The sequence below is a fragment of the Mesorhizobium sp. WSM4820 genome, assembly GCF_055811075.1.
The window spans coordinates 170406-194704 of the sequence record NZ_JBVVQN010000010.1 but is presented as its reverse complement, the minus strand read 5'-3'; the positions used below and the strand labels follow the sequence as shown (position 1 = coordinate 194704).

Genomic DNA, 24299 nt, shown 5'->3' with positions numbered 1-24299 from the left:
TGTACTCCAAAATCCCGCCGCCCAAAATCCGCCGCCGCGGATGCGGATGGCAGCGCTGGCACGGCGTTCGCTGAGGACGCGCCGACGAGCATGCCGCACTGCACCCGGCAAACTTCCACTTATGTTGCACTGCGTTAGATTTGTTGCATTGCAATATCAATGCATTGCGTCGAGTCTTCGCACGGGTGGCTTTTCAACGACTTCGCGAGGTTTTGCCGTGTCAGCATCGTTTCGGCCTGATATCGAAGGGCTGCGTGCGTTGGCGGTGTCCGGCGTCGTCGCGTTCCATTTTGGTCTGTCGGACCTGCCCGGCGGCTTCACTGGCGTCGACATCTTCTTCGTCATCTCCGGCTACCTGATCACCGGCCAGTTGCTGCGGGAAATCGCCGAGGACGGCAGGCTGGACCTGTGGCGGTTCTATGCTAGGCGCGCCCGGCGCCTGCTGCCGGCCTCGCTGTTCGTTATCTTCGCCACGCTGGTCGCCGGCTACTTCATCCTGTCGCCGGACGAACAGTCGCTCTATTCGAAAGGCGCCATGTTCGCCTCGGCCTATGCGATCAATTTCTGGCTGATACGCTGGTCGTTCGACTATTTCGCCCCCGACGCGGCGAACAACCCCTTCATCCACTTCTGGTCGCTCTCGGTCGAGGAGCAGTTCTATTTCGTATGGCCGGGGCTGCTTCTGCTGGCGGCATGGCTGCGCCCGGGCAAGCGCACGGCGATCCTGGTGATCGGCCTCACCGGCGCGGTGTCGTTCGCCGTCTGCGCCTGGCTCACCACCGTGGCGCAGCCCTGGGCCTTCTATTTCTCGCCGCTCAGGGCCTGGGAGTTCGCCGCCGGCGGCCTGGCGACAATGGTGCCGGCACAATTCTGGCGAGAGCGCCCGCAACTGGGCGCAGCACTGGCATGGCTTGGCCTGGCGCTGATCGCCGTTGCCTATCTGACCTTCAGCGAGCAGGATACCCCCTTCCCCGGCTTCGCGGCGGTGGTGCCGGTGGCCGGCACCGTGCTGCTTTTGCTCAGCGGCTCCGGCAATGTCCAAAGAGGGCCGAGCGCCATGCTGGCGCTGCCGCCCCTGCAATGGGTGGGGAAACTTTCCTACTCGCTCTATCTCTGGCACTGGCCGGTCATCGTCTATGCGACGATGATGGTGCCCGACCTGTCCTGGCCGGGGCGGCTTGCCTGCGCGGCATTGACGCTGGCGCTGTCGCTCTTCACCTATAATTTCATCGAAAACCCGATCCGTCGCAATGGCTGGCTGATGGCGAACGCGGCGCGCGCGCTAATCCCCGCCGCAATGCTGACCGGCGCCGGCGTCGTGGCGACTTACGCCAATGCGCGCCTTGCCGTGGACGGCCTCGACCCCTCGCAACGCATCATTGCCGAAACTGCCGCGCAGCCCTCCACCGCGCGCGCCAAGGTAGGCTGCGTTGTCGACTACGAGACCGTGACGCCGAAGGCCTGCGAGTTCGGCGCCAAGAATGCCGAGCGCTCGATCGCGCTGTTCGGCGATTCGCATGCCGATCACTGGTCGACGCCGCTGATCGAGGCGGCGAAGAGAAACGACTACAAGGTCGTCACCTGGCTCAAAGCCGCCTGCCGGGCGTCGCGGCTGACGGTCTGGAGCTCGAAGCTGAAGCGCGACTACACCGAGTGCGATCAATGGCGCGAGCAATCGATCAAGGAGATCATCGCCCTGCGCCCGAGCCTGGTGGTGATTTCGGAGATCTCGCTGACCAGTTCGCGCAAACTGTCGCCCGACGCCCGGCAATCCGAAAGCCTCGATCAGGACTGGCAGGGCGGCCTGCGCGCAACGCTGGAGGCGTTCAGCCAGGCCGGGCTGAAAGTCGCCTTCATCCGCGATGTGCCGTTCAACACCCTTTTTGTCGACACCTGCGTGGCCCGCGCGCTGTGGCGTGGACAGACGCCATCGGTATGTGACGCGCCGCGAACCGACGCCGCCAACGACGCCATGGCCGCGGTGGAGCGTGACATCGTGCGCGCCGTCCCCAACGCGACCTACATCGACATGACCGACCGGTTCTGCGACGCCAAGATCTGCCATGTCTTCATCGACGGCAAGCTGGCCTATCGCGACCGTCACCACATGGCGACGCCCTTTGCGCAAACGCTGGAGCCGACGGTCGAGCGCGCGCTGTTCTCGACCGGGGCGGCCGGGAAGTAAGGCGCGCAAGACGCGCCTTTCACCAGCGTCTCGGTGCCCCCGGTCTCAGTGCTCGCAGTCTCAGTGCCCCCGGTCTCAGTGCCCCCAGTCTCAGTGCAAGCCAAACTCGCGCAGCAGTTCTTCGCGGTAGCGCACGAACCGGCTCTCGCTGCGATCGCGGGGGCGCGGCAGTTCAACCTCGACCAGCCGTGCTGTGCCGCCCTTCTCCCTGGGCAGGATCAGCACCCTGTCGGCAAGATAGATCGCTTCTTCCAGATCATGGGTGACCATGACCATGGTGACGTTCTCCTCGCTCCAGATGCGCGCCAGTTCCTCCTGCATGCCGATCTTGGTCATGGCGTCGAGCGCGCCTAGCGGCTCGTCGAGCAGCAGGATTTCAGGTTGCACGGTCAAGGCCCGGGCAATGCCGACGCGCTGTGCCATGCCGCCCGAAAGCTGCCTGGGATAGGCATCGCTGAATTCGGCCAGGCCGACGAGCGCGGTATAGAAGCGGGCCTTGTCCTCGGCCTCCGCCTTGGGCACGCCCCGCACTTCGAGGCCAAAAGCGACGTTGCCGAGCACCGTCAGCCAGGGCAGCAGGCGCGGTTCCTGGAAGATGACCGCGCGCTCGGCGCCGACGCCATGGACCGGCCTGCCGTCGATCGCGACACCGCCGCTGTCGGCAGCCTCAAGACCGGCAAGGATGCGCAGCAGCGTGGTCTTGCCCGATCCGCTGGCGCCGACGATGACGAGACATTCGCCGGAGCGGATATCGAGGTTGAGCGCCCTCAGCACGGCAAGCGGGCGAACGCCGAGGGTGAAGGATTTGCAGAGGTCGCGTATCGTGACCTCGCCGCCGCTTGTGCTGGCCATGGCCGTCTCCCGATCAATTGGTTTTCGTTTCGCCGCGCCCGTAAAGAATATCCGCGGCTTTCAGCCTGCCCTTGGGCAGCCGGCCGTCGCGCTCGAGCACGCCGACCCAGAAGTCTATGTCGCGGTCGTCAGCCTTCGTCCCTTCGCGCAGGCCGAAGCCGGTCCAGTAGCGCGCCAGCTCGCCATTTTCGCCGCGTTTATCGAAAATCTCCGCAAGCACCTTGCGCGCCTCGTTCGGGTTCTGGCGCGACCAGTCGGCGGCGCGGGTCGACTGTTCGACGAAATTGCGGGCGCCGTCCGGATGCGCCGCGATGAAGTCGCGGCGCAGGACAATGAAGCCGCCGGCCAGTTCGCCCAGCACGTCGGTGTCGTTGAACACGCCGCGCACACCGCCCTTGTCGACCAGCGCGCCGGCAAACGTCGCCTGCCAGTAGCCCAGTGCCGCGATATCGACCTGGTGTGACCGCAAGGTCTGTTCAAGCTGCGGCCCGGGCACGACGACGAGGTTGGCGGCATCAGGCGGCAGGCCGACGCCGTGCAGCGCCTCGCGGACGGTATAGTCGAGATGGGCGCCGAGCGTGTTGACCGCAATGGTCTTGCCGGCGATGTCGGCAATCGATTTGATCGGGCTGTCTTCCAGCACGTAGAAGACGCTGCGCACTTGGCCGTTGATGCCGTTGCTTGGATAGGCAGCGACGAAGTCGTTGCCGCCGGAGATCGAATTGATCACCGCAGCGGTTGCGGCCGAGCCGAGATCGACGCTGCCGGAGGCGAGCGCGAACAGCGATTCCGGGCCGCCGCTGGAGTAGCCGACATTCTCAAGCTTGACGCCGACGTCCTTGAAATAGCCGAGCGCGTCCGCCAGCTCATGCGGCGAGATGCTGCCACGGCTGGCGAGGTAGCGCAACGTGACCGGCGCGGCTTGCGCAACGGCGAAGCGAGGCAGGCCGGTGGCGATGATGCCGGCGGCAAAGGGAGCGCCAGCAAGCAGGAAACGGCGAGTGATTGGCATGGTCCGGACTTTCGTGTTGGAGGATGGGGCCTGTTCGAGAGGATGGTTGAAAGCTGGTCAGTCGATGGGATTGCTCCAGCGGCAGAGCCGCCGCTGCAGGCGGACCAGCGCCTGGTTGGCGATCAGGCCGAGGCCGGCAAGAATGACGATCGCTGCAAACATCAGCGGGATCTGGAAGTTGTACTGCGCGTTCATCACCTGGAAGCCGATGCCCTTGTTGGCGCCGATCATTTCGGATGCGATCAGCAGCAAGAGCGCCGTGGTCGCACTCAGCCTCAAGCCGACGAAGATCGAAGGGACGGCCCCCGGAAGCACGACCCGGCGAAACGCGGTGAGCCGCGTGGCGCCATAGACCCGGGCCATCTCGAGCAGTTTCGGATCCACTTGCTTGACGCCGCTGATGGTGTTGAGCAGCAGCGGAAACAGCGTCGCCCAGAAGATGACGAAGACCTTTGATGCCTCCCCCAGCCCGAGCAGCAGGATGAACACCGGATAGAGCGCAAGCGCCGAGGTCTGCCGGAAAACCTGCAGGATCGGGTCAAGCGCGGTTTCGACGGCGCGCACCTGGCCCATGAACAGACCAAGCGGGATGGCAACCGCCACCGCCGCCGCGAAGGCGAGGCCGGCGCGCTGCAGGCTGATGGCGATGTCGCCAAGCAAGGTGCCGCCGGCCAGACCATTCCACAGTGCGGAGACGATGGTGTCGACCGGCGGCAGCACCGCGGCGTTGACCCATCCCGCGCTGCTCGACACCTGCCAGATCGCGAGGAAGCCGATCAGGATGCCGTAGCGGGACAGGAAGCGGATGACAGTGCGGTTGGCCAGGCGCGGGAAATTGGCGCCAAGGCCAGTTCTGCCGTCATGTGCATCGATCGTCACCCGCTGCTCGATGTGTTGCAAACTCATCGTCTTACCCTTTGCTTCAAGAGAATCTATTCGGCGGCCAGCACCTTGGAGCGGGCGGCGGTCCAGGGGTTTTCCGGCCGCCTGAGGCCGAGATTCTCGCGCAGCGTCCTGCCTTCGTAGGCGGTGCGGAACAGGCCGCGACGCTGCAGCTCGGGGATCACCAGCTCGACGAAATCGTCGAGCGCGCCGGGCAGCCACGGCGGCAGGATGTTGAAGCCGTCGGCGGCGTCGTTGCCGAACCATTCCTCCAGCTGATCGGCGACCTGCGCCGCGCTGCCGATCACGGTGTAGTGGCCGCGGGCCGTCGCCACCCACTGGTAGAGCTCGCGGATGGTGAAGTTGTGCTCGTCGGCAATCTGGCGGATCAGCGCCTGGCGGCTCTTCATGCCTTCGGTTTCCCGGCTCGGCGGCAACGGTCCGTCGAGCGGGTAACCCCGGATGTCGAGCGTCTGGCCGACCAGCCCATTGAGCAGGGCCACGCCATCCTCGGGCAGGATCAGCTCGTTCAGCTGCTGGTACTTGGCGCGGGCTTCCTCTTCGGTGCGGCCGACGAAGGGGGCTACGCCCGGCATGATCAGCACCTGCCGGGGATCGCGGCCGACTGCCGCCACGCGCGCCTTGATATCGCGGTAGAATTCTTGCGCCGAGGCCAGGTTCTGATGGGCGGTGAAGATGACCTCAGCCGACTGGGCGGCGAGCTTGCGTCCGTCCTCCGACTGCCCGGCCTGCACCACCACCGGGTGGCCCTGAACCGGGCGCGGCACATTGAGCGGGCCTTTGACGCTGAAATGCCGGCCCTTGTGGTCGATGTCGTGAAGCTTGTCCTTGTCGTAGAAGCGCCCCGACTTCTTGTCGCGGATGAAGGCATCGTCTTCCCAGCTGTCCCACAGCGCCTTGACCGTCTCGACATGTTCATGCGCGCGGGCATAACGCTCGGCGTGGGCAGGCTGCGTCTCGCGATTGAAATTGCGCGCGGTCTCGTCACCCGCCGAGGTCACGACATTCCAGCCGGCCCGGCCGTTCGACAGCAGGTCGAGCGAGGCGAACTTGCGGGCGAGCGTATAGGGCTCCTCATAGGTGGTGGAGGCGGTGGCGATGAAGGCCAGATGCGTGGTGAGCGGCGCCAATGCGGCAAACAGCGTCACCGGCTCGAACCCGGCGACCTTGGCATTGCCGCCTTCGCGGGCGCCGAGGCCGACGGTCAGATTGTCGGCGAGGAAATAGGCGTCGAACAGGCCGCGCTCGGCGGTCAGCGCGAGCTGCCTGTGGAACTCGAAATTCGTCGCGCCGTCGGCCGGCGCGTCAGGATGGCGCCAGGCTGCGATATGCTGTCCGCCACCGGGCAGGAAAGCACCAAGCTTGATCTGCCTCGACTTGCTGGGTCTGGTCATTGCGGGCTCCTTCTGAGCTGTGCGGGAAGCGAATTGAGGGCACGGGGCCGGTATTCAGGCGGCAAGACCGACGCTGCGTGGCACCGCACGGCATGCTTCGGCGACCGCTTGGCTGGCGCGAGCATGGATGGCTTCGGACACCAGCACGCCGTTGGCGAAGTCCTTGTCGGAGGCGTAGATCGCGGTCGGCAGGGTCAAAGCCTCGAAGAAGCCGAACAGCGGCCGCAGCTGATGTTCGACCACCAGCGAATGACGATCGCCGCCGCCGGTTGCAGCAAGGATCACCGGCTTTCCCCGCAGGGATGACGGGTCGAGCAGGTCGAAGAAATGCTTGAAAAGCCCGGTGTAGCTGCCTTTGAAAGTCGGCGAGCCAACCACCAGGACGTCGGCGCCCAGCAATCGCTCGACGATGTTCCTGGCCGATGGATCCAGATCGCCAATGCGCCTGGCCAGCGGAAAGGACCGACCGAGATCCTCGATGTCGAAAACGGTCGAGGCTGCACCGGTGCTGCTCGCCACCTCCGCAACGATGTGGCTGATGAACGCCTTGGTCTTCGACGGACGGGTCAGGTTGCCCGACAGCCCCACCACCAGATTTTTCGACATTTGGGCTCCTCGCAAAACGCCTGTGTGCGTTAACTATACTAAGTTTATAGAGTTTAGTGAGAAAGAAGATTTCAAAACGAACCCGCCAAGCGGATTGTGTTTGCGGCACATCGCCGTTGATTGGTTCTTTCGACGCGAAATGCGAACGGCGAGTTTGGCAACGGCGCCTTGACCGCAGTCCGGCCATGCGTTGATGATCTCAGCACACCAAAGGCATCGCCCCGGAGGATTCGCATGAAAACAGCCGTTCTGAAGTATCTGCTCCTGGCCTGTTTGCTGGCATCGCCGGGGCAGGCGCAGATGGGGGCGCAGTCGAAGTCGCAGTGGAAGCCGGTCGAGAAGGTCGAAACCTACGCCATTTCAGGGCAGACCGGGCCGGAACTCCATGCCTCGATGGGCGAGCAGGGGCCAACCATCGGCAAAAGCAAGCGCCGCGTCATGGCATACACCGATTACAAGCTGACCTGGGTCAGAAACTACCAGCCGCAAGGCGATGCCTGCGTGCTAATGTCGGCACGGCCGAAGCTCATCATCACCTACATCTTGCCCAAGCCATCCGGGTCGCTACCGGACGCCGTTCAAAAAAGCTGGGAGGTTTTTGCTGCTGGCCTTGCCGCCCATGAAAAGGTGCATGGCGAGATGTATACGGACATGGCGCGCAAGATCGAGGCGGCCACCATCGGCTTGTCCGTCCCCGACGATCCCGGCTGCAAAAAGATCAGGACCGAAATGGCCAGGCGGCTTGCCGAACTCTCCCAGGCTCGGCAGAAGGCAAGCCGCGATTTCGACCGGGTAGAATTCGCCCCGCGCGGCAATCTGCAGCAGCTCATCGTTAATTTGCTGATGGGGCGGTAGGGGGATGGAAACCGCAGCAAGGCTGGCGAAGGTGTTGATGACGGCCAATCTCCCCCGCAGGGGGGGAGATCGGCCGTCATCCATGACGTCGCTAATCTCCAAAGCGAGGGTGTCTGATGGGTCACGATCTCGTTCCGCCGCATCAGCGCAAGAACGCAAAATCGATGCGTCGTGTGATGACCGACGCCGAGTTGAAACTATGGAACGAGCTTCGCGCCCATCGATTGATGGGGCTGAGCTTTCGCCGGCAAGTGCCAATCGGACCCTACATTGTTGACTTTGCCTGTCCGACACACACGCGCAGCGCGATGCAGCACGCAGCGCTTATTTGAAGAGCAGCGGCTGGACCATCCTGCGCTTCTGGAACGACGACGTCATTCGCGATATCGACAATGTCTGCCAGCACATAATCATCGAGGCCGATGCGGACAGGCGCTGACTTTCACCCCGCCACCGGCGTCCACATCACATCCTCGACCCTGCCCGCCCCCGTCGCCAGCATCACCAGCCGGTCGAAGCCGAGTGCGGCGCCGCTTGCCTGCGGCATGATGGCCAGTGCGGCGAGGAAATCCTCGTCGATCGGATAGCGTTCGCCGTAGATGCGCTGCTTCTCGTCCATTTCGAGGATGAAGCGCCGGCGCTGCTCGTCGGCGTCGGTCAGTTCGCCGAACGCATTGGCCAGCTCGACGCCGCAGCAATAGAGTTCGAAGCGCTCGGCGGTCCTCGGGTCATCGGCGCCCGGCCGGGCAAGGGCTGCCTCCGAAATCGGATAGCCGTAAAGAATCGTGGCGCGCCCCTGCCCCAGCGCCGGCTCGATCTTTTCCACCATCACCCGGCTGAACAGATCGGCCCAATTGTCGTCGGGCGCGGTGCGCAAGCCCGCCTGGACCAGAGCCGCGTGCAGCGCCTCGCGATCGGTGCTGCCGTCGGCGGCGACCGTGGCCATCAGATCGATGCCGGCATAGCGGATAAAAGCCTCGGCGACGCTCAACCGTTCCGGCTCGGCGAACGGATCGGCCTCGCGGCCGCGAAAGGCGAAGCGTTTCGTGCCGGCGCGCTCGGCGGCCAGCGCAACAAGCCTGGCGCAATCCTGCATCAGGCTGTCGTAGGTGTCATCGGCCCGGTACCATTCGAGCATGGTGAAGGACGGATGGTGCAATGGGCCGCGCTCGCGGTTGCGATAGACCGCACTCAGGCTGAAGATGCGTTTCTCGCTGGCGGCGAGCAGCTTCTTGCAGGCGAATTCCGGCGAGGTGTGCAAATAGAGCGGCTGGTGCTGCCCATCCGGGCCGATCGCCTCGGTGGCGAAGGCCGACAGATGCGCCTCGTTACCGGGCGAGACCTGCAGCGCCGCGGTCTCGACTTCGACGAAGTCGCGGCGGGCAAACCAGTCGCGCACGGCCGCGGTGATGGCGTTGCGCAGGATCAACCGCGGCCGCCGGTCGGCGTGAACATCGGGCGTCCACCAGGGCGAGGCGGCGGTCATGACGACAGGATTTGCATCGAGGACTGGCGATTGCCGCCAAGATGCGCTAGGCCGCACCGAACGGCTCCCGCAGCCGATTTGCGCCATTCGGCGCTCCCAGGCCAGTCAACGCTGTTAGGAATAAAGCCCGTGAAGGTCATCGCCAGTTCCCTACGCAAAGGCAATGTCGTCGAAAAGGACGGCAAGCTCTATGTGATCCTCTTTGCCGAAAACATCCATCCGGGCAAGGGCACGCCGGTGACCCAGCTCGATATGCGCCGCATCTCCGACGGGGTGAAAGTCTCGGAGCGCTACCGCACCACCGAGCAGGTCGAGCGGGCCTATGTCGAGGAGCGCGAGCATACCTTCCTCTACCACGACGCCGAAGGCTATCATTTCATGAATCCGGAAAGCTATGACCAGGTCGCGGTGCCGGAAAGCGTGGTCGGCGAGATGGCGCCCTATTTCAAGGAAGGCATGGCGGTGCAGATTTCGCAGTACAACGGCATCGCCATCTCGCTGGTGCTGCCGCAGCGCGCCACCTTCGAGGTGGTCGAGACCGAGCCGGTGACCAAGGGCCAGACGGCATCCTCGTCCTACAAGCCGGCGACGCTGTCCAACGGCGTGCGGACGCTGGTTCCGCCGCACATCACCGCCGGCACCCGCGTGGTGGTGATGACGGCTGATGGCGCCTATGTGGAGCGCGCCAAGGACTGAGAGGCAGGATCATTTTTGTCGTCGCTGAAGGTGTCGCGCGCGATGAATGCCAAGGCGCAACTCGCGCCGGTGGCGCGATGCGTACCGTCTCCTTTACTGAAACGGTGCAGACTCAGCCAAGGATAAAACCCGCCACCAGAACCGTAAGGATCATCGACAGCGGGACGGCAAGCAGGCAGCAGGCCTCCAACGTGTTGATTTGCCAAGGGTTCATCGGGCGCTTCCCAGTTGGTTTCCTATCTAAACGGGCAGACCGTGATGGCAGTTCCACGAAAAATCTCCACCGTCATTCCATGCCGTCTGTCGTGCCGATCGTCTCTTTGCCGGCCATCCAGCGGGCACGCGCCAGATGCGTCGCCCAAGCCCGGAATGCCCGTTCCGGCTCCTGCACCGGATCAATATGCAGGACGGTGCGGGCGACCTCGCGCCAATCTGCCCCGTCCGCCGAAGCATCGAGCAGCCGGATGTAAGTCAGCATGCAGTGCTCATCATACGCGGTCAGCACCGAAGACGTCGGCGCCGTATCTGCGAAATGAGCGTTTAGCGGCATCTTTGGCATCGTGATCTACCAGCAATGGCGCAGCGTAACAGTCCGTCGGGAAACCCGCGCCCTTCAATTGGAGGACGCTGGCCGATCCAGGTTTGCTGCGCGCCCCGAAAATCAGGATGCGGCTTAGCTACTTTCGCTTCTGGGGCTTTAGATGAGGCCATAGCACTGCGGCGGCAAACAAAAGCGCAAAGACAAGCGAGACATTAAAAATCGGATGGGTGCTGAACACAGCCGCCGTTGCCGCAACAATGCCGACGATCACTAAGATTACCCCCAAAACAACGCCCATGAAACGCATTGCCAACCCTCACATCTCTTGGTCAGGTAGGCAGCCTCTGATGGCATGACAAGTTCGTAGCGCCCGCCCCGTTTGCCCCTTCACCGCGGCCGCCGCATCAGCATCATGCCGTAATGCACCGCCAGCAAGTCCAGCCCGATTTTGAGCAGTTTCGACAGCACATCCCGCGGCTCGCCGGTCTGTTCGGCCAGGCTTTTTACCGTTTCGCCGGCGCAGCAGACTTTTGCACCACGACCGACACCTCCCAATGCGCAAGCGCCCTGGTGGCGTCGGCATAGGCGCGGCCGGCGGACAGGATACGGTCGGCAACGCCGCCGCCGATGCGTCCGCCGTCGACGCGCTCGGTCAGCGCCATCGGCTTGACGCCGTCCTGTGCCGAGACGCGAAAATCCTCGCGGTAGCGCATGCCCGCCTCGCGCTGCTGGCGCGACAGCGAGGTGATGCCGGTCAGCGGGTCGACGTTGCGCACCCGCACAATGCCGCCGGTCGCGGTGTGGCCGCTATTGGACACCTCATAGACGCGCCTCGCCTCCAGCGTGCCGGTCGCCAGCCGCTTGCGGCCAAAGGCATCGTCCTTCAGCGCGAAATCATGACCGACCTGCTTACGGATGCGCACCTGCTCGGCCTCATCAGTGGGTAATTTGGGCGGCTTGGCCTTTTGGGCGGTCTTCTTGCTCATCTGTTGGCTCCTCGTTTCATTGCTGCCTTCGCAGAACCTGGGCTCCTCCGCGCAGCGGGGGCGAGGAACCGGGCCGCCGTGCTTGGCGAGAAGACTCTCGACCGATGCCGCTCACGCTGCGTCCGCGAGAGCCGTACGGCGATGGTCGCAGAACAGCGCCGCGTGATAGGCGCAGTAGCTTTTCAGCGGCCGCGTGCGCAAGCCGCAGCACAGCATCGTCAGTGCCGGCCGGCTGCCGGGCGCGTCGTTTTCGGGATTTTGCTCGAGCGTCAGGTCGAGCGGTGCGCGGCAGCGGTTGAACAGGCAGTCGATGAAGCGCATGGCCGCGACATGCGGCTGGCGCCCGACGGCGGCAGCGGGGCGCGGCGACGGCAGCTTGAGGGCCTCGCCGTCAGGCCCTTGGATCTCGCGCACCAACGGGCGCTGCGGCAGCCAGACCGGCGGCGCCAGCCTGGCCGGCGTGCGGGCGATGCTTTGCAATTTTGTGTCGGTATAGGCGGGCATGATGTTCTTCCATCGAGGTCGAAAGGGTTGCGTAGATGCCGAAGCTGCCCTCTCTCCCCGTTCACGGGGAGAGGATGCCGGCAGGCAGGTGAGGGGCGGCGCGGCGTCGCCGATTACCTCTCCCAGGGGAAACCGCCCTGCCCGTGCGCCGCTCGAAGACGATGACCGTGCCGTCCTCGGTGCGGATGCACGAAAGGTCCGCATTGCACGCGCCGAAATTCGGGGCCGGAGCCGTGAGGAGACGGCTCCGGCCGTTCCGGTCGCCGCCGCTGACGGCAGGGCGACCGGATCCGAGGCGCGAGCCTCGGGCTTCATCCCGGCCGGGGAGGAGGACAGCCGGGACGGATGGGAAAGCGAGATGGAGCGTAGCTTGTGCATGGCTATATATAAGCATAACTCAAAAAATTACGCCAGCTATTCTTTCATGGACGAAACCGATTCTTATGTTTCAGATGGCGCCATGGCGAAAACCTCATTGTCGATCAAGGTCGGGGCGGCGATCCGCAAGGCGCGCAAGCAGCGCGGCCTGGTGATGCGCCATATTGCCGAGCACAACGACACCGACGTCGCCGCTGTCGGCAATTGGGAAACCGGCCGCAACCTGCCGAAAACCGAGAACCTTTTGAAGACCGCCGCCTTCCTGCGCGTCGACCCGGTGGCGCTCGGCAAGGGCGAGGTCGTCTTCCTCGACGACGCCGACAATGTCGCCGACGCCGAGATCGTCACCGACGCCGCCCCCCTGCCCGCCGGCCCGATGGACATCGAGCTTCTGGGTGCCGCGGTCGGCGGGGACGACGGTGACTTCACCTTCAACGGCGAGGTCGCCGGCTATGTCCAGCGCCCGCCCGGCATCGCCCATCTGCGCAAGGTGTTCGCGCTGCACGTGCTCTCCGACTCGATGGTGCCGCGCTACGAGCCCGGTGAGATGCTCTATTGCGGCGGCCGCGACGCCGTGCCCGGCGACCACGTGGTGATCGAGATGTTTCCCGAGGAAAACGAGCGCAACGGCAAGGCCTTCATCAAAAAGCTGGTCAAGCGGACCGCCGCCGAGCTGGTCGTCGAGCAGTACAATCCGCCGAAGTCGCTGACCTTCAACCGCTACGCGATAAAACACGTCTGGCGCGTCATCCCGCTCAAGGAACTGCTGGGTTACTAGGGCGGCGGCGGCGGAGCGCTCCTTCTCCCCGCAACGGCATCGCCGGCAGGGGCAATAGGGACTCTTGTGAAGAGGACCCCCACCCTAACCCTCCCCACAAGGGGGAGGGAATACTGCCGCGCCTTTACTTCCCTTAGCGCCGAGTCAGGCAATCTGCCGAGGTCAGCGCCAACGGAGTCTCCCTCCCCCTTGTGGGTGTTTGGACTGGGGACATCGCGGACAGGTGTGCGAGGACATCGCGAACAGTTTTGCCATCCTATTGCAAGGGCATTGAGGTCGATGGTCTCTATTTTCTGATGTCTGAACCAGGCGTCGAAGACGCCGTCGGCAGCGGTTGGGCGAAAGGCGACGGACTTTCCGGCGAAGGCCCTGCACAGGCGCACGCTGTGGCCGAGAATGGAGACGAAGCCATGCTGCTGAACGCGGCGGATGAGATCGTCCTTGGCATAGTCGAACGGCTCGACGACGGTTTCGCGATACTGGCGCTGCGAGACGCGGTAGCGGTCGAGCGGCACGGCGCCGCCAAGCGCGTCGTGCGGACGCTCGGTGTTGTAGACGTGACGCCAGCGATCGAAGGCGTCCTGGGCCTTGGGGAGATCGGCAAAGGGCGGTCCCTGCAGCGCTTCGGCTTTGAGCGAGCGATGGAAGCGCTCGTCCTTGCCGAGCGTCTGCGGGTGGCAAGGCCTGGAATGGCTGACGGCGACGCCGGCCTCGATCAGCCAGACGGTGAGCAGCGTGAAATTGTTGCGGCCGCCGTCGCCCCACGGCGGGCCGTTGTCGGTGGCGATACGCCACGGCAGGCCGTAGCGGCGGAAGGCGGCGATCAGCCGGGCCTTCACGGTTGCGGTGGTCTGATCGGCGCAGGCCGACAGCGCGATCGAGAAGCGCGAATGGTCGTCGAGCACGGTGAGCGGATGCAGCCGGCCGCCACGCAAGGCGACGTGGCCCTTGAAGTCCATCTGCCACAGATCGTTGGGAGCTTCGTGCTCGAAGCGGATGAAGGGCTGGGCCCCGCCGCCCAGCGCGCCCAGCTCGATGCCGTTGCGGCGCAGGATGCCGGTCACCGTCGAGGCCGCGGGCGTGCCGATGCCGTCGCGGGCGATGACGCGCGCGATCTTGCGTCCACCCCAAGCCGGATGCGCCGCACGCACCGAAAGCGCAGCCGCTTCCACCTCCGGCGCGCACTGCGCCGGGCTCGATCGCGGCCGCCGCGACTGCTCGGCCAGTCCTGCCTCGCCCTCGCTCCGATAGCGCAAAAGCAGCTTGTGGCCGCACGTCCGTCCGATGCCGAAGCGCCGACACAACGCGCTCACATTCGCCCCCTCCGCCGAGGCCAGCCTCACGAACTCCAACTTCTGCTTCATCGCACTTCTGTCCTTGAATGGCATCCCGAACCCCCTCGCGCACAATGCGCAAAACTGTTCGCGATGTCCTCGCACACCTGTTCGCGATGTCTCCGGTCCAAACAGTGGGGAGGGGCTAGGGGTGGGGGGTACATCGTAGAGCGAAAGCCTCGAAGCCTCGGCTTCCCATGCGATAACCCTGCCGGTCAAGGATCGCCGCCATCAAGCCCGCCTGGATCGCTCCAGCGGAACCTCGCGCTCGCCAAGCATCCGCGCCTCGGCGCGGCGCTGCTGCCGCTCGTCGATGAACGCCGCCTGGATCGAGACCGCCGCGCCCGGCAGGCCATCGGCGCGACAGGCCGAGCAGCGAAGCCGCCCCGACAGCGCCGCCAGCGGCGTCTGCGCGGTCACCCCGAAACGCCTCAGCTCGGCCGGCTTCCACCATCTGTTTCGACCGCAATCGATACACTCGACCGCGATCGAGACGACCTCGGCGATCGTTGCTTCCTTGCCCGGCAATGCCATCGTCCCTGATGCCTCAGTTCCTGTTTTGTTCACAACATTAGGGGTTTTTCCCGAAGAGTCGAGTCGGTTCCGCTCAAGCCATGCAAAAGTTTAACTTGTGCGATTTTTTGAGTTATGCTTATATGCGATATCCCAGATGAATCGGCGACGGGACCGGGTCTCCGTCGCGCCGCCGCCAGCCAAGGAGACGAAGATGGACGCCCTCTCCGCCCAGTTCGCCCGCGATTGCGGCTATACCAGCGACAGCCCGGCGATGCTCGCCGCCTTCGCCGCTATCCGCCGCGACGGCATAGGCCGGGCGCGCCTCGGCCATGGCCAGCGCAAGGCGCTGGTCGACCGGCTGAAGCTCGGCGAGGCCTTGTTCCTGGCGGCGATCGGCCCGGCGCAATCGGCTGAAGAGGCGCTCGAGGACGCCGCCCGCTTCATTGCCTGTTATCGCAACATGCCGCGTTGGCGCCAGGAAAGGCGCGGCGCCGATCTCGCCCGCGCCAGGCAGCAGCTTCTGCTGGCGCGCTTCTTCCGCCGCTACGGCCACCGCCTCTGGGCACGGCAGGCGGCGTAGGCTGGAAGTCGGCGAAACCTGCGAATGACAGCTACGGTGCGGATCGCGTTGGCGGAATATATTGGCTATCCGGCACCGGCAGCCGCCCGTCCGTGTTGACCGCCGCAGCCCACATCCGGAAATCGACAACGGCCCTGCAATCTATATTGGCCTGGCCGAAATAAGGAGCCCCATACGAGCATCCCGCACCCGCTATTCTGGTAATGAATTCAGGCGCGCTGCCGACTGGGCCGAAGGCAACGCCATCGACGTCGAGAATGGTTTTGTAGCCTTGCCACAGCCGGGCCGTCGCCTCCTTCGTACGAAAGACCAGCCAGTTCTCACCGTCGGAAAACCTGAAAGTAATTGTCCCATCGGAGAATTTCGTCCGCGTGACCTCACCAGTGCAACCGAGCTTCTCATTGCGGGCGACAAGGCGCTTGCACTCACCTTCGACCGTCCAGGTGCCGGCCTGCCCGTCTTTTGGTTTCAACGATGCACCGGCTGCCGCCGTTGCAGGCATCCCCACTAAAATGGCCGCTGTTAGCACGACGCTGGCGATGACGGATCGATTGACCAAGGCAACCCCATTTGGCGAATGCGTGCAGTCTTCTATGCCTCTTCTTCTTAAGAATCTCGCTCAGAAGCCGTTAGATTTGAAGCGTCGTGTCCGAGAACAGACAGTCTTGCGCAAAGCTCGCCGTCCTCGAGATGGTCATGCGCAAGGACGCCGCCGCTCAACCCGCACTTGCCGTCACCAAGCCCGCGCCGTATGTCTCCCACTCGATGAGCGAGATCAAATTCCGTCGCGCGCAAGCGCCCGACCTGCCGGCGATCGTCGCGCTGCTTGCCGACGATGCGCTTGGCGCTGGTCGCGAAGACGCGTCGACGCCGCTCGCGCCGTCCTATCTCGATGCCTTCAGCGCGATCGATGCCGATCCCAACCAGCTGCTGGCCGTGGCTGTCGAAGCCGGGCAAGTGATTGGAACCCTGCAGCTCAGCTTCATTCCGGGTATATCCAGGAGAGGTGCCTGGCGCGGCCAGATCGAAGGCGTTCGCGTCGCGCGGCAATGGCGCTCTCGCGGCGTCGGCAAGCAGATGATCGAATGGGCGGTTGAAGAATGCCGCTCGCACAACTGCAGCTTCGTTCAGCTCACGACCGACAAGAGCCGACAGAAGGCGCACGCTTTCTACGAGGGCCTCGGTTTCACCGCCAGCCATCTCGGCTACAAGATGGGGTTGTAGGTCGCGGCACCTGCCGTCAGGCCAATCGTTTGAAGTCGGCGCCGCCCCTCGTCCGCCTGCCGGGCTCTCAAAGATTCCGGGGTAGGTGTCGCCGGCGAAGCTGCCGATCTCCCCTGCAAGGGGACAGCAGCCGCTTCAGTTTTCGCCAACCACCAACGCTGGAAAGGTAAGCGGATTGGGCAGCGCAAACCTGAAGCGATTGCCCTCCACCTGCCCCCACGCGCCTTGACAATCCGCCCAATTTGTTCTCTTTATGTTCCATACAAAACCCCACCCTCAGGACAATGCGGCGTTCGAACCGCCGCGGGCGGACGGGCCGGATGGAAGCCAACATCCTCCACGCTGATCTGGACGCTTTCTATGCCTCGGTCGAACAGTTGCTCGACCCCGCCCTGCGCGGCAAGCCGATCGCCGTCGGCGGCGGCGTCGTCTTGGCCGCGTCCTACGAGGCCAAGGCTTTTGGCGTGCGCGGCGGCATGCCGGGGCGGCGCGCGCGTGAACTCTGCCCCGGGCTGATTTTCGTCGGCGGCCATTTCAAGGATTATCAGCGGCTCGGCGATGCGGCTATTCAAGTGCTCGGCGATTTCACCCCGGTGGTCGAGCGGATTTCCATCGATGAGGCCTTTGCCGACGTCGCTGGCTGCACCCATCTGTTCGGCCCGCCGGCCGAGATCGCGACAACCATCCGCCGCCGCGTGCGGGCGGAGCTCGGGCTACCGATCTCGGTCGGCGTGGCCCGCACCAAGCACCTGGCCAAGATCGCCTCGCAGGTGGCCAAGCCCGACGGGCTGGTAGTGGTCGATCCGCGCCACGAGCTGGAGTTTCTTCACGATCTGCCGGTCGAGCTGATGTGGGGCGTCGGTCCGGTCACCAGGGAGCGGCTGGCCGGCATTGGTGTGCGCACCATCGGCGAACTGGCGAAGACCAATGGTGGGTCGCTGGAGCGTCTGCTCGGCCCGGCGGCAGGTGAAAAACTCAACGCGCTGGCCTGGAACCGCGATCCGCGAAAACTCGAGACGCAGCGCCGGGCACGATCGGCCGGCGCGCAATCGGCGCTCGGCAGGAAACCGGCCGAGGCAAAAATCTTCGTGCCCACCCTGCTGCATCTGGCCGACAGGGTCGCCACCAGGCTGCGGGCGAAATCCCGGCCCGGCCGCACGGTGACGGTCCGCGTTCGCTTTGCCGATCTGCGCTCGGTGACGCGTTCGATCACGCTCGACCAGCCGATTTCGGCAACCGCGATGCTGGCCGAGATCGCCGAGGCGCTGGTGCGCAAGGTGCTTGTCGACCATCCGCACGAAAAGACCATTTCGCTGCTGGCGATCGCCGTCTCGCATCTGGAGAAGCAGCCGGCCCTGCAGCTGGAACTGCCGCTCGGCCTCGACGACGACCGCCTCCGCCCCGGCACCAGGAAGGGTGCGGCGCGCTGGACCGCCGACCGCGCCATCGACAAGATCCGCGACCGCTTCGGCTGGGAGGCGGTCGGCTATGCCTCGGTCGCGCTCGGACTGTCGCGGTCGGTCCCCGACGCGTTTCGCGAGCTGGCCGAGAAGGAATTGTAAGTAAGGGAAGGCAGTAGGCAGTAGGGGAGTAGGGGAATGGCCGCTGGAATGGCTTCCTCACCACTGCCCACTGCCCACTGCCCACTGCCCACTGCCCACTGCCTACTGCCTACTGCCTACTGCCTGCTGCCCTACTCGCTTCCCAGCGGCGCCACCGCCGGTCCGTTCAAGGCCGTGCCATCGATTGCAAAATGCGAGCCGTGGCAGGGGCAATCCCAGCAGCGCTCGAGCGAGTTCCAGTGGACATGGCAGCCGATATGCGTGCATGCGGCCGAGCGCTTGTAGAGCGTGCCGTCATCATCGCGAAATGCGGCGATTTTTGTGAGCCCTTCGCGGACGATGGCACCTTCTCCCGATCGCAGCTTGTCGACGGAATCGACTTCGCCGGGCGCGATATATTCGGCAAAACTCTTGATCGCTGTCGCATTCTCCGACAGGTAATCGCCGATCGCGCCTGCCGTCTTGCGCGACGGCTCGTAGAGTTCGCGCCAGGGACTTTCCTCCTTCAGAATCAGGTCTGAAATCAACAGGCCGGCGACAACGCCATGGGTAATGCCCTGGCCGGAATCCCCGGTCGCCACAAAGACGCGGCTGTCGCCAGGATTGCGGCCGATGAACCCCGCATAATCGACGGTCTCCATCACCTGCCCGGACCACCGGTTGATTTCCACGCCGACATCGGGCACCAGCCTTTTGGTCCAGGCCGTCAGGGCCGCGAAACGGTCACCGGCATCATCGGCCTGTCCTGTCTTGTGGTCTTCACCTCCGACGATCAGGAAGTCGGTCCGACCGTCGCCAGGCTGAAGCCGAACGTAGTGATAAGGGTCTTCAGTATCCCAATACAGCGCATCCGGTATGGTATCGCGCGCGATCTCGAACGACATCGCGTAGGTTCGATAGGGCGCTTGCTTGGTGTGAAGCGCGACCCGATCGTTGATCGGCGAGTTGGTGGCGACAACGGCCGATCTGGCAGACACGGTAAAGCCTGAAACCGTGGTTACACGCACGCCGCCATCAGTCTCCTCGACCTTTTCGACGATAGTATCAGCATAAAGCACGCCGCCGCGCGCGCGGATGGCCGCGGCCAGCCCGCGGAGATATTTGAGCGGGTGGAAGGTCGCCTGATTGGCGTATCGAAGGGCCTGCACATCCGAAAAGCCTGCAAATGGCACGCCCCTGGTCTTCTCGACCTCGACACCGATCTTCAGAGCGGCGTCCAGTTCGCGCGTGATATCGGATTCCTGGCTGCCGGAAGCCGGAAAGAGAAAGCCATCAAGGCGCCGGAAATCGCAAGCGATACGCTCGGTCTCCCGGATGGATTGGATATGGTCGATAGCGGCCGATTGGCTTTGGTAAAAAATCCGCGCCAGATCCTCGCCGCGCAATTTGGTCAGCTCCGAAAAATAGTCGTCGCAGACAGATGACAGGTGCGCAGTGGTGCGAGCCGTCATGCCGCTTCCGATCCGGCCGCGATCGAGGACAGCCACCTTTTGCCCGGCGACGGCCAGTTCGTAGGCGACCGACAGTCCGGCAATCCCAGACCCGACGACCACGACATCGACCTGTTCGCTTTTCCCGAGCGGCACCGCATCGGGCACGACTTCGGTCGCCGCCCAGAGCGATACAGTCCTTTCCTGGCTGACATTCATCGGCTGAACCTCCCATCCACGATATTCGGTAAACGGAAGCGAGGATTCAAAGTTCCTCGACGCCTTTGAATGCCGACAGAGGCAGCTTGGCATCAGACCAAAAGCGTTGCGCTGCCCCAGGCGATCAGGGCGATGCCAGCTGCCCGGCCAACCCACGGGCCGGCAGGAAACGCCTTTTCAACCATCACCAGAATGGCGAGCGCGGCAATCCACACCAGGTTCATGATGCCACCCACGAACAAAAGCGCCATCAGCATCCAGCAGCATCCGACACAAAACGCTCCGTGCAATGCGCCCAGACGCAGCGCGCCAAGGGCGTGGGGACGCCAGTGGCGGGCAAGGAACGCCGTCGGTGCCCGGCAATGCGACAGGCAGGCGTTCTTGAAGGGCGAGAGCTGATAGATCCCCGCGCCGATCAGGACGATGGCTGAAAGCCAGCGGCTTTGCGAACTCATCATCGTCGCCGAAACGAAGGCTTCGCGTTCGAGCAGCCAATGCAATGCGGTGGCCGCGACGGAGAACCCCAGCCAGACCAGGAGGTAGCCTGCCATGAACACGCCGGTCGGCGCGAGCTTGTCCTGGATCTGACCCTGTGCCAGCGCATGGCGATGCACGCGCGCATAGAGCAGGATGGTCGGCGCCGCACTCGGCGACATCATGGCGATCATCATGACCCACCACATGGCGATCATCAGCGCCCAGTTCGCGGCCCCCCAGGCCCGCGGCTCCGTCGCCATCGCGCTCATGCCCATGCCGGACATATCCATGCCAGACATGTCCATGCCGGGCATGTCAGAGGTCATATCGGATGTCATGTTCGGAGTTTGCAGGTGCGGGAATAACGCGAGCCTCGACATCTCCCACGCATTCATGCCGAGCCCTGCGCCGGCGGCGATGTAAAGCCAGGCCAGCAGGCACAGCGCCACCACGCCCGCAATCGTGATGACGCGGTCGCGTCTGAGCAGCCGTTCCAGTGGCGACCCGCCGTTCATGCGCCGCGTCAGGCCCGCACCACCCCGTGATTGTTGAGATGCAGCCGCGCGAACTGGCCGTAACTGTCCTTGGTGGTCACCTGAACCGGCCCGCTGGTTGTGCTCGAAGCGCTGCCGATCTCGGCGACCGCATATTCGAAGCCGTTCGGCAACACGATCTGGGCGCGCGAGTCCGCGCCCGTCACCTTGTTGCGGATCGGTTCGCCGACCGTTTCGATGTAGTCCTTGACGAAGATGCGGCCCCTTCGGCCGTCGACATCGAGGTCGAGATCGATCCTGGTGAAGACCGGCTCGTTCATTTTTGTCACGGTCGAGGCGTAGACGGCGAACATCGTCGCGAACGGGTCGGTGTCCTGGCCGGTCATGATGCGCAGCAGCGCGTTACGCTGCCGCTCGGTTGCCTTCTCGTCGACGAAAGCGATGGCTTCGCCGTTGCCCTCGTGGATCGCCCCGGGCCATTTGAAGATCGCGGCGATGCGCAGGCCGTCGAGAACGGTCTCGCCATGATGACCTTCATCGATCTGGATGCCGGCCACGGCATGGCAATGGCCCTTGTCGGGCAGCGCATTGAATTGACAGTTGCAGCCATATTCGCAGGTGCAATTGACAAGTTCGCGTCCCTTGATTTCCCAAGACGTCATACTGTCCTCCCTGATCTCGAAACATTAGACCATCATCATACACCTGGACTCTTCCCTCTCAAAGGCGCACCCTCAAAAAGGCGAAACCCAAGCGAGAGTTTCGTCCAAGGCTTCACATGTTTGAGATGCGCCGCTGATTGTTGACCTGTCCGGATAATCTCCGGGTGGGGCAAACGTTCATTGCGCTTATCCGTGTTCAGGCTGCGGCCTAAGGCACCTGCAGCCTGTTTCCGGATCAACTGGGAGGAAACAACATGCCTGATCTTCAACGCAGAGAACTTCTTGTTCAGGGAAGTGCTGCCCTCGCCGCAATTGCTGCTCTCTATACCTCGCGTCGGGCTTACGCTTTTCCAACACGGCCGAGCGAGGAGGTTGTTCGGTGGCTGGACCAGCCGACCGAAAATCCCGATCCGGTCGGCATCCAGAAGCAGCTTGTCTGGGAGGATCTGGATAGCTGGATAACGCCGAACGACAAGTTCTTCAGCATCTCGCATTTCAATCGACCAACGATCGACGAGAAGACATGGTCGATGGAGATCGGCGGCCTGGTCAAGAAGCCCTTGAAACTGACTCTCGCCGACATCAAGGCGCTGCCGCGCCAGGAGGTCGTTTTCACAGTAGAATGCTCGGGCAACCACGGTTTTCCGTTTTTCACCGGCGGCATCGGCAATGCCCGCTGGGCAGGGACGCCGCTCGCCCCGATCCTCGAGGAAGCCGGCGTTCTGGAAGATGGCATCGAGGTGGTCTTTTTCGGCACTGACACCGGCGAGGTCGCCATCCGCGACGTCAAGATGCAGCAGAACTTCGCGCGCAGCATGTCGCTTGCCGAAGCGACGAACCCAGACAATCTGCTCTGCTATGAAATGAACGGAGCCGCCTTGCCGGCGGCCAATGGTTTTCCGCTGCGGCTGATTGCTCCGGGCTGGTACGGCATCGCCAACGTCAAGTGGCTGGAGCGCATCGAGGTGCGCGACACCCGCTTCATGAGCCTTCTGATGGCCCGTGACTATGTCACCATCCGCGAGGAAGAGCGCAATAGCGAGACCGTGTGGACCGAGGACTCAGTCGGGCGAGCGCTGATCAAGTCCGCGCCCGCGAAGGTCACCCGCAAGGACTCGGACTACCGCATCATTGGAGCAGCCTGGGGGGCACCGATCGATCGGGTCGAAGTGCAAATCGATCAAGCGCCATGGGCACCGGCGACCATCGACCGCAGCGAGGAGGCCGAACACGCCTGGAAGATCTGGTCCCTGGATTGGCCAAATCCGTCGCCTGGAGAACACACGGTGACCTCGCGCGCGGTCAGCACCACGGGACAGGTTCAACCGGCAATGGACGATCCCTTGATTGCCAAGAAACACACATACTGGGAAAGCAATGGCCAGGTGACGCGCCGCGTGCGTGTCGTTTGATAAACTTTGCGGGAAGGTGAAGCAGGCAGCGCCTGATCGCAGACTGGTCGCCAGCGTCAGTCCTTGGATGCCGTGATGACGAGCGCCGGCATGTCGAAAGCGACGGCGCCGGCTGCTGTCACGTAAGGCATAAGTGCCCGCTCGGCCTCCTCCAGGAGCCGCTTGAACTGCTCGTTGTCCAAAAGCCCGCCCAACGTCCAGATGCAGGCTCTTTCAGTCGAGATCAGCGACTCGATCGAGGCAAAACGGACCGTTCCGCGGTGTCGCTTCACCTCGGCACGCTCTATGCCTGCCTTCGCGCAGAGCGAGCGCAGTAACTCCGCATCGCCGAGCACAAAGGGCGCGCGGAACGCGTTCGCAACGTCGGCTCCAAACAGCCGTTCAAGCATATCCGCCACTGCGGCGTAGCCGGGCGACTGGTCGAGCGGTCCGCAGACCGCGACGGCGAGCCGGCCGCCGGACTTAAGCACGCGCATCATTTCCCTCAGTCCGGCTGCTCGATCGTCGAAGAACATCAGGCCGAACTGGCTGACCGCGACGTCGAAGCTTTCATCCGGGAAAGGGATCTGCTCGGCGCGCCCTTCTCGCCAATCGATGCGAGTGCTTTTGCGGCGGGCAACGCAAAGCATATCGGGATTGGGATCAAGCCCGACCACCTTGCCCTCCGCGCCAACGCGGTCGAGGGCCGCGAGCGCCAGCACACCCGTACCGCAGGCAATGTCGATGACGCAGTCGCCCCTCCCTATTCGAGCCTCGGCGGCGACGATAGGCCCCCATTGTCGGAACAGCGCTGGAACGAACAGTGAGTCGTAGATTTCAGCCGGAGTTTTCGATGTCTTGCCCCGGCGGGTCTGGGCCGCCGCTTGCTCCAATCCCGGCGTTGCACCTTCAAGGAACACCGCGTTGGATCGGGTTCCGGCGACGCGTAGCGCCTTCAGCGGCTCGTATTCGGGCGATGAATACCAGCGCCGGGCATGCTCGCCGTCGGCAAATTCGACGATGACCGGATAGACCGGCTGCCAGTCTCCTTCGACAAGGTCGGATTTCCCTCCCAGCACCAGATAGCGCCCTCCATACTGTTCAACCGTTGCAAAGACCCCTGCCAGATACTGCTCGACCTTGGCCTGGTCGGTGATTTCACGCACGTCGAAGAAGCAATAGGTAGACATGGCCGACCTCCGTTGATCGCATGGACTCCACGGGATGCGCGGTG

24 protein-coding genes and 2 pseudogenes are annotated in these 24299 nt (G+C 63.8%); 9 read left to right on the top strand and 17 right to left on the bottom strand.

Going from position 1 to position 24299, the window contains the following annotated elements; all coding sequences use genetic code 11:
- Nucleotides 1-217: 217 nt before the first annotated feature.
- Nucleotides 218-2185 carry an acyltransferase family protein gene (locus AC0L2R_RS18095; RefSeq protein WP_473510608.1) on the top strand — a complete coding sequence of 656 codons (1968 nt, stop codon included), beginning with the start codon at nt 218-220 and terminating at the stop codon, nt 2183-2185.
- A gap of 90 nt (nt 2186-2275) precedes the next feature.
- On the opposite strand, the gene AC0L2R_RS18090 is transcribed toward AC0L2R_RS18095, so the two are convergent.
- Genes AC0L2R_RS18090 through msuE form a run of 5 tightly spaced genes read right to left on the bottom strand, consistent with a single transcriptional unit; the run spans nt 2276 to nt 6952 of the window.
- Nucleotides 2276-3037 carry an ABC transporter ATP-binding protein gene (locus AC0L2R_RS18090; protein ID WP_473510607.1) on the bottom strand — a complete coding sequence of 254 codons (762 nt, stop codon included), beginning with the start codon at nt 3035-3037 and terminating at the stop codon, nt 2276-2278.
- A gap of 13 nt (nt 3038-3050) precedes the next feature.
- Complete coding sequence (locus AC0L2R_RS18085) at nt 3051-4049, bottom strand: ABC transporter substrate-binding protein (RefSeq protein ID WP_473510605.1); 999 nt, start codon at nt 4047-4049, stop codon at nt 3051-3053.
- A gap of 57 nt (nt 4050-4106) precedes the next feature.
- The gene (locus AC0L2R_RS18080; RefSeq protein ID WP_473510604.1) at nt 4107-4955 is read right to left on the bottom strand and encodes an ABC transporter permease; all 849 of its coding nucleotides are present in this window, start codon (nt 4953-4955) and stop codon (nt 4107-4109) included.
- Between the two features lie 26 nt (nt 4956-4981).
- Nucleotides 4982-6346 (bottom strand): LLM class flavin-dependent oxidoreductase, encoded by a 1365-nt coding sequence (locus AC0L2R_RS18075; RefSeq protein WP_473510602.1) that lies wholly within the window; start codon nt 6344-6346, stop codon nt 4982-4984.
- A gap of 54 nt (nt 6347-6400) precedes the next feature.
- Nucleotides 6401-6952 carry an FMN reductase gene (msuE, locus tag AC0L2R_RS18070; RefSeq protein WP_128246992.1) on the bottom strand — a complete coding sequence of 184 codons (552 nt, stop codon included), beginning with the start codon at nt 6950-6952 and terminating at the stop codon, nt 6401-6403.
- 234 nt (nt 6953-7186) lie between these two features.
- Between msuE and AC0L2R_RS18065 the strand changes: the two genes are divergently transcribed.
- Both AC0L2R_RS18065 and AC0L2R_RS18060 read left to right on the top strand, forming a co-directional pair.
- On the top strand, nt 7187-7807 hold the full coding sequence (locus AC0L2R_RS18065; RefSeq protein WP_473510601.1) for a DUF922 domain-containing Zn-dependent protease: 621 nt from the start codon (nt 7187-7189) through the stop codon (nt 7805-7807).
- A 116-nt stretch (nt 7808-7923) separates the two neighbouring features.
- Nucleotides 7924-8246: pseudogene (locus AC0L2R_RS18060) on the top strand (endonuclease domain-containing protein).
- 3 nt (nt 8247-8249) lie between these two features.
- Here AC0L2R_RS18060 and epmA read toward each other — a convergent pair.
- Nucleotides 8250-9293 carry an EF-P lysine aminoacylase EpmA gene (gene epmA, locus AC0L2R_RS18055; protein ID WP_473510599.1) on the bottom strand — a complete coding sequence of 348 codons (1044 nt, stop codon included), beginning with the start codon at nt 9291-9293 and terminating at the stop codon, nt 8250-8252.
- Nucleotides 9294-9422: 129 nt separating this feature from the next.
- Between epmA and efp the strand changes: the two genes are divergently transcribed.
- On the top strand, nt 9423-9989 hold the full coding sequence (gene efp, locus AC0L2R_RS18050; RefSeq protein ID WP_473510598.1) for an elongation factor P: 567 nt from the start codon (nt 9423-9425) through the stop codon (nt 9987-9989).
- A gap of 286 nt (nt 9990-10275) precedes the next feature.
- Here the strand turns inward: efp and AC0L2R_RS18045 are convergent, their stop codons facing one another.
- The 4 genes from AC0L2R_RS18045 to AC0L2R_RS18030 all read right to left on the bottom strand — a co-directional run bounded on the left by AC0L2R_RS18045 (nt 10276) and on the right by AC0L2R_RS18030 (nt 12020).
- Nucleotides 10276-10548, bottom strand: coding sequence for a DUF2285 domain-containing protein (locus AC0L2R_RS18045; RefSeq protein ID WP_473510597.1), 273 nt, complete (start codon nt 10546-10548; stop codon nt 10276-10278).
- 118 nt (nt 10549-10666) lie between these two features.
- Nucleotides 10667-10837, bottom strand: a complete 171-nt coding sequence (locus AC0L2R_RS18040) for a hypothetical protein (RefSeq protein WP_473510595.1) — start codon at nt 10835-10837, stop codon at nt 10667-10669.
- Nucleotides 10838-11033: 196 nt separating this feature from the next.
- The gene (locus AC0L2R_RS18035) at nt 11034-11516 is read right to left on the bottom strand and encodes a DUF6456 domain-containing protein (RefSeq protein WP_473510594.1); all 483 of its coding nucleotides are present in this window, start codon (nt 11514-11516) and stop codon (nt 11034-11036) included.
- A 111-nt stretch (nt 11517-11627) separates the two neighbouring features.
- Nucleotides 11628-12020, bottom strand: coding sequence for a hypothetical protein (locus AC0L2R_RS18030; RefSeq protein ID WP_473510593.1), 393 nt, complete (start codon nt 12018-12020; stop codon nt 11628-11630).
- A 460-nt stretch (nt 12021-12480) separates the two neighbouring features.
- Here AC0L2R_RS18030 and AC0L2R_RS18025 point away from each other — a divergent pair, with 460 nt between their 5' ends.
- Nucleotides 12481-13176, top strand: coding sequence for an XRE family transcriptional regulator (locus AC0L2R_RS18025; protein ID WP_023799071.1), 696 nt, complete (start codon nt 12481-12483; stop codon nt 13174-13176).
- A gap of 272 nt (nt 13177-13448) precedes the next feature.
- Here AC0L2R_RS18025 and AC0L2R_RS18020 read toward each other — a convergent pair.
- Both AC0L2R_RS18020 and AC0L2R_RS18015 read right to left on the bottom strand, forming a co-directional pair.
- Nucleotides 13449-14564, bottom strand: a pseudogene (locus AC0L2R_RS18020) (IS481 family transposase); the annotation flags it as partial.
- Between the two features lie 177 nt (nt 14565-14741).
- Nucleotides 14742-15044, bottom strand: a complete 303-nt coding sequence (locus tag AC0L2R_RS18015) for a hypothetical protein (RefSeq protein ID WP_023799072.1) — start codon at nt 15042-15044, stop codon at nt 14742-14744.
- Nucleotides 15045-15237: 193 nt separating this feature from the next.
- On the opposite strand from AC0L2R_RS18015, the gene AC0L2R_RS18010 reads away from it, so the two are divergent.
- Complete coding sequence (locus AC0L2R_RS18010; protein WP_473510592.1) at nt 15238-15606, top strand: hypothetical protein; 369 nt, start codon at nt 15238-15240, stop codon at nt 15604-15606.
- 31 nt (nt 15607-15637) lie between these two features.
- Here the strand turns inward: AC0L2R_RS18010 and AC0L2R_RS18005 are convergent, their stop codons facing one another.
- Nucleotides 15638-16165 carry a hypothetical protein gene (locus tag AC0L2R_RS18005; RefSeq protein ID WP_473510591.1) on the bottom strand — a complete coding sequence of 176 codons (528 nt, stop codon included), beginning with the start codon at nt 16163-16165 and terminating at the stop codon, nt 15638-15640.
- A 206-nt stretch (nt 16166-16371) separates the two neighbouring features.
- On the opposite strand from AC0L2R_RS18005, the gene AC0L2R_RS18000 reads away from it, so the two are divergent.
- Together AC0L2R_RS18000 and dinB are read left to right on the top strand one after the other, a co-directional pair.
- Nucleotides 16372-16830: a GNAT family N-acetyltransferase gene (locus AC0L2R_RS18000; RefSeq protein WP_091598943.1), complete on the top strand. Its 459-nt coding sequence runs from the start codon at nt 16372-16374 to the stop codon at nt 16828-16830.
- Nucleotides 16831-17150: 320 nt separating this feature from the next.
- Entirely contained in the window at nt 17151-18392 is a 1242-nt protein-coding gene (dinB, locus tag AC0L2R_RS17995; RefSeq protein ID WP_473510589.1) for a DNA polymerase IV, read from the top strand.
- Between the two features lie 131 nt (nt 18393-18523).
- Here the strand turns inward: dinB and AC0L2R_RS17990 are convergent, their stop codons facing one another.
- The 3 genes from AC0L2R_RS17990 to AC0L2R_RS17980 all read right to left on the bottom strand — a co-directional run bounded on the left by AC0L2R_RS17990 (nt 18524) and on the right by AC0L2R_RS17980 (nt 21674).
- A complete protein-coding gene (locus AC0L2R_RS17990) occupies nt 18524-20041 on the bottom strand; it encodes an FAD-dependent oxidoreductase (protein ID WP_473510587.1) in 1518 nt (505 codons plus the stop codon).
- Between the two features lie 92 nt (nt 20042-20133).
- Nucleotides 20134-21033: a DUF2182 domain-containing protein gene (locus AC0L2R_RS17985; RefSeq protein WP_473510586.1), complete on the bottom strand. Its 900-nt coding sequence runs from the start codon at nt 21031-21033 to the stop codon at nt 20134-20136.
- Nucleotides 21034-21041: 8 nt separating this feature from the next.
- Nucleotides 21042-21674, bottom strand: a complete 633-nt coding sequence (locus AC0L2R_RS17980) for a DUF1326 domain-containing protein (protein ID WP_473510584.1) — start codon at nt 21672-21674, stop codon at nt 21042-21044.
- A 254-nt stretch (nt 21675-21928) separates the two neighbouring features.
- Between AC0L2R_RS17980 and AC0L2R_RS17975 the strand changes: the two genes are divergently transcribed.
- On the top strand, nt 21929-23086 hold the full coding sequence (locus AC0L2R_RS17975; protein WP_473510583.1) for a sulfite oxidase: 1158 nt from the start codon (nt 21929-21931) through the stop codon (nt 23084-23086).
- Nucleotides 23087-23142: 56 nt separating this feature from the next.
- Here AC0L2R_RS17975 and AC0L2R_RS17970 read toward each other — a convergent pair whose 3' ends face one another.
- On the bottom strand, nt 23143-24255 hold the full coding sequence (locus AC0L2R_RS17970) for a DUF1330 domain-containing protein (protein WP_473510582.1): 1113 nt from the start codon (nt 24253-24255) through the stop codon (nt 23143-23145).
- Nucleotides 24256-24299 lie beyond the last annotated feature (44 nt).

What these genes read in the sequence shown, in the direction of transcription:
- AC0L2R_RS18090 (WP_473510607.1), bottom strand. Translation starts at nt 3,037, where the DNA reads ATGGCCAGCACAAGCGGCGGCGAGGTCACGATACGCGACCTCTGCAAA.
- AC0L2R_RS18085 (WP_473510605.1), bottom strand. Translation starts at nt 4,049, where the DNA reads ATGCCAATCACTCGCCGTTTCCTGCTTGCTGGCGCTCCCTTTGCCGCC.
- AC0L2R_RS18080 (WP_473510604.1), bottom strand. Translation starts at nt 4,955, where the DNA reads ATGAGTTTGCAACACATCGAGCAGCGGGTGACGATCGATGCACATGAC.
- AC0L2R_RS18075 (WP_473510602.1), bottom strand. Translation starts at nt 6,346, where the DNA reads ATGACCAGACCCAGCAAGTCGAGGCAGATCAAGCTTGGTGCTTTCCTG.
- msuE (WP_128246992.1), bottom strand. Translation starts at nt 6,952, where the DNA reads ATGTCGAAAAATCTGGTGGTGGGGCTGTCGGGCAACCTGACCCGTCCG.
- AC0L2R_RS18065 (WP_473510601.1), top strand. Translation starts at nt 7,187, where the DNA reads ATGAAAACAGCCGTTCTGAAGTATCTGCTCCTGGCCTGTTTGCTGGCA.
- epmA (WP_473510599.1), bottom strand. Translation starts at nt 9,293, where the DNA reads ATGACCGCCGCCTCGCCCTGGTGGACGCCCGATGTTCACGCCGACCGG.
- AC0L2R_RS18045 (WP_473510597.1), bottom strand. Translation starts at nt 10,548, where the DNA reads ATGCCAAAGATGCCGCTAAACGCTCATTTCGCAGATACGGCGCCGACG.
- AC0L2R_RS18040 (WP_473510595.1), bottom strand. Translation starts at nt 10,837, where the DNA reads ATGCGTTTCATGGGCGTTGTTTTGGGGGTAATCTTAGTGATCGTCGGC.
- AC0L2R_RS18035 (WP_473510594.1), bottom strand. Translation starts at nt 11,516, where the DNA reads ATGAGCAAGAAGACCGCCCAAAAGGCCAAGCCGCCCAAATTACCCACT.
- AC0L2R_RS18030 (WP_473510593.1), bottom strand. Translation starts at nt 12,020, where the DNA reads ATGCCCGCCTATACCGACACAAAATTGCAAAGCATCGCCCGCACGCCG.
- AC0L2R_RS18025 (WP_023799071.1), top strand. Translation starts at nt 12,481, where the DNA reads ATGGCGAAAACCTCATTGTCGATCAAGGTCGGGGCGGCGATCCGCAAG.
- AC0L2R_RS18015 (WP_023799072.1), bottom strand. Translation starts at nt 15,044, where the DNA reads ATGGCATTGCCGGGCAAGGAAGCAACGATCGCCGAGGTCGTCTCGATC.
- AC0L2R_RS18010 (WP_473510592.1), top strand. Translation starts at nt 15,238, where the DNA reads ATGGACGCCCTCTCCGCCCAGTTCGCCCGCGATTGCGGCTATACCAGC.
- AC0L2R_RS18000 (WP_091598943.1), top strand. Translation starts at nt 16,372, where the DNA reads ATGAGCGAGATCAAATTCCGTCGCGCGCAAGCGCCCGACCTGCCGGCG.
- dinB (WP_473510589.1), top strand. Translation starts at nt 17,151, where the DNA reads ATGGAAGCCAACATCCTCCACGCTGATCTGGACGCTTTCTATGCCTCG.
- AC0L2R_RS17990 (WP_473510587.1), bottom strand. Translation starts at nt 20,041, where the DNA reads ATGAATGTCAGCCAGGAAAGGACTGTATCGCTCTGGGCGGCGACCGAA.
- AC0L2R_RS17985 (WP_473510586.1), bottom strand. Translation starts at nt 21,033, where the DNA reads ATGAACGGCGGGTCGCCACTGGAACGGCTGCTCAGACGCGACCGCGTC.
- AC0L2R_RS17980 (WP_473510584.1), bottom strand. Translation starts at nt 21,674, where the DNA reads ATGACGTCTTGGGAAATCAAGGGACGCGAACTTGTCAATTGCACCTGC.
- AC0L2R_RS17975 (WP_473510583.1), top strand. Translation starts at nt 21,929, where the DNA reads ATGCCTGATCTTCAACGCAGAGAACTTCTTGTTCAGGGAAGTGCTGCC.
- AC0L2R_RS17970 (WP_473510582.1), bottom strand. Translation starts at nt 24,255, where the DNA reads ATGTCTACCTATTGCTTCTTCGACGTGCGTGAAATCACCGACCAGGCC.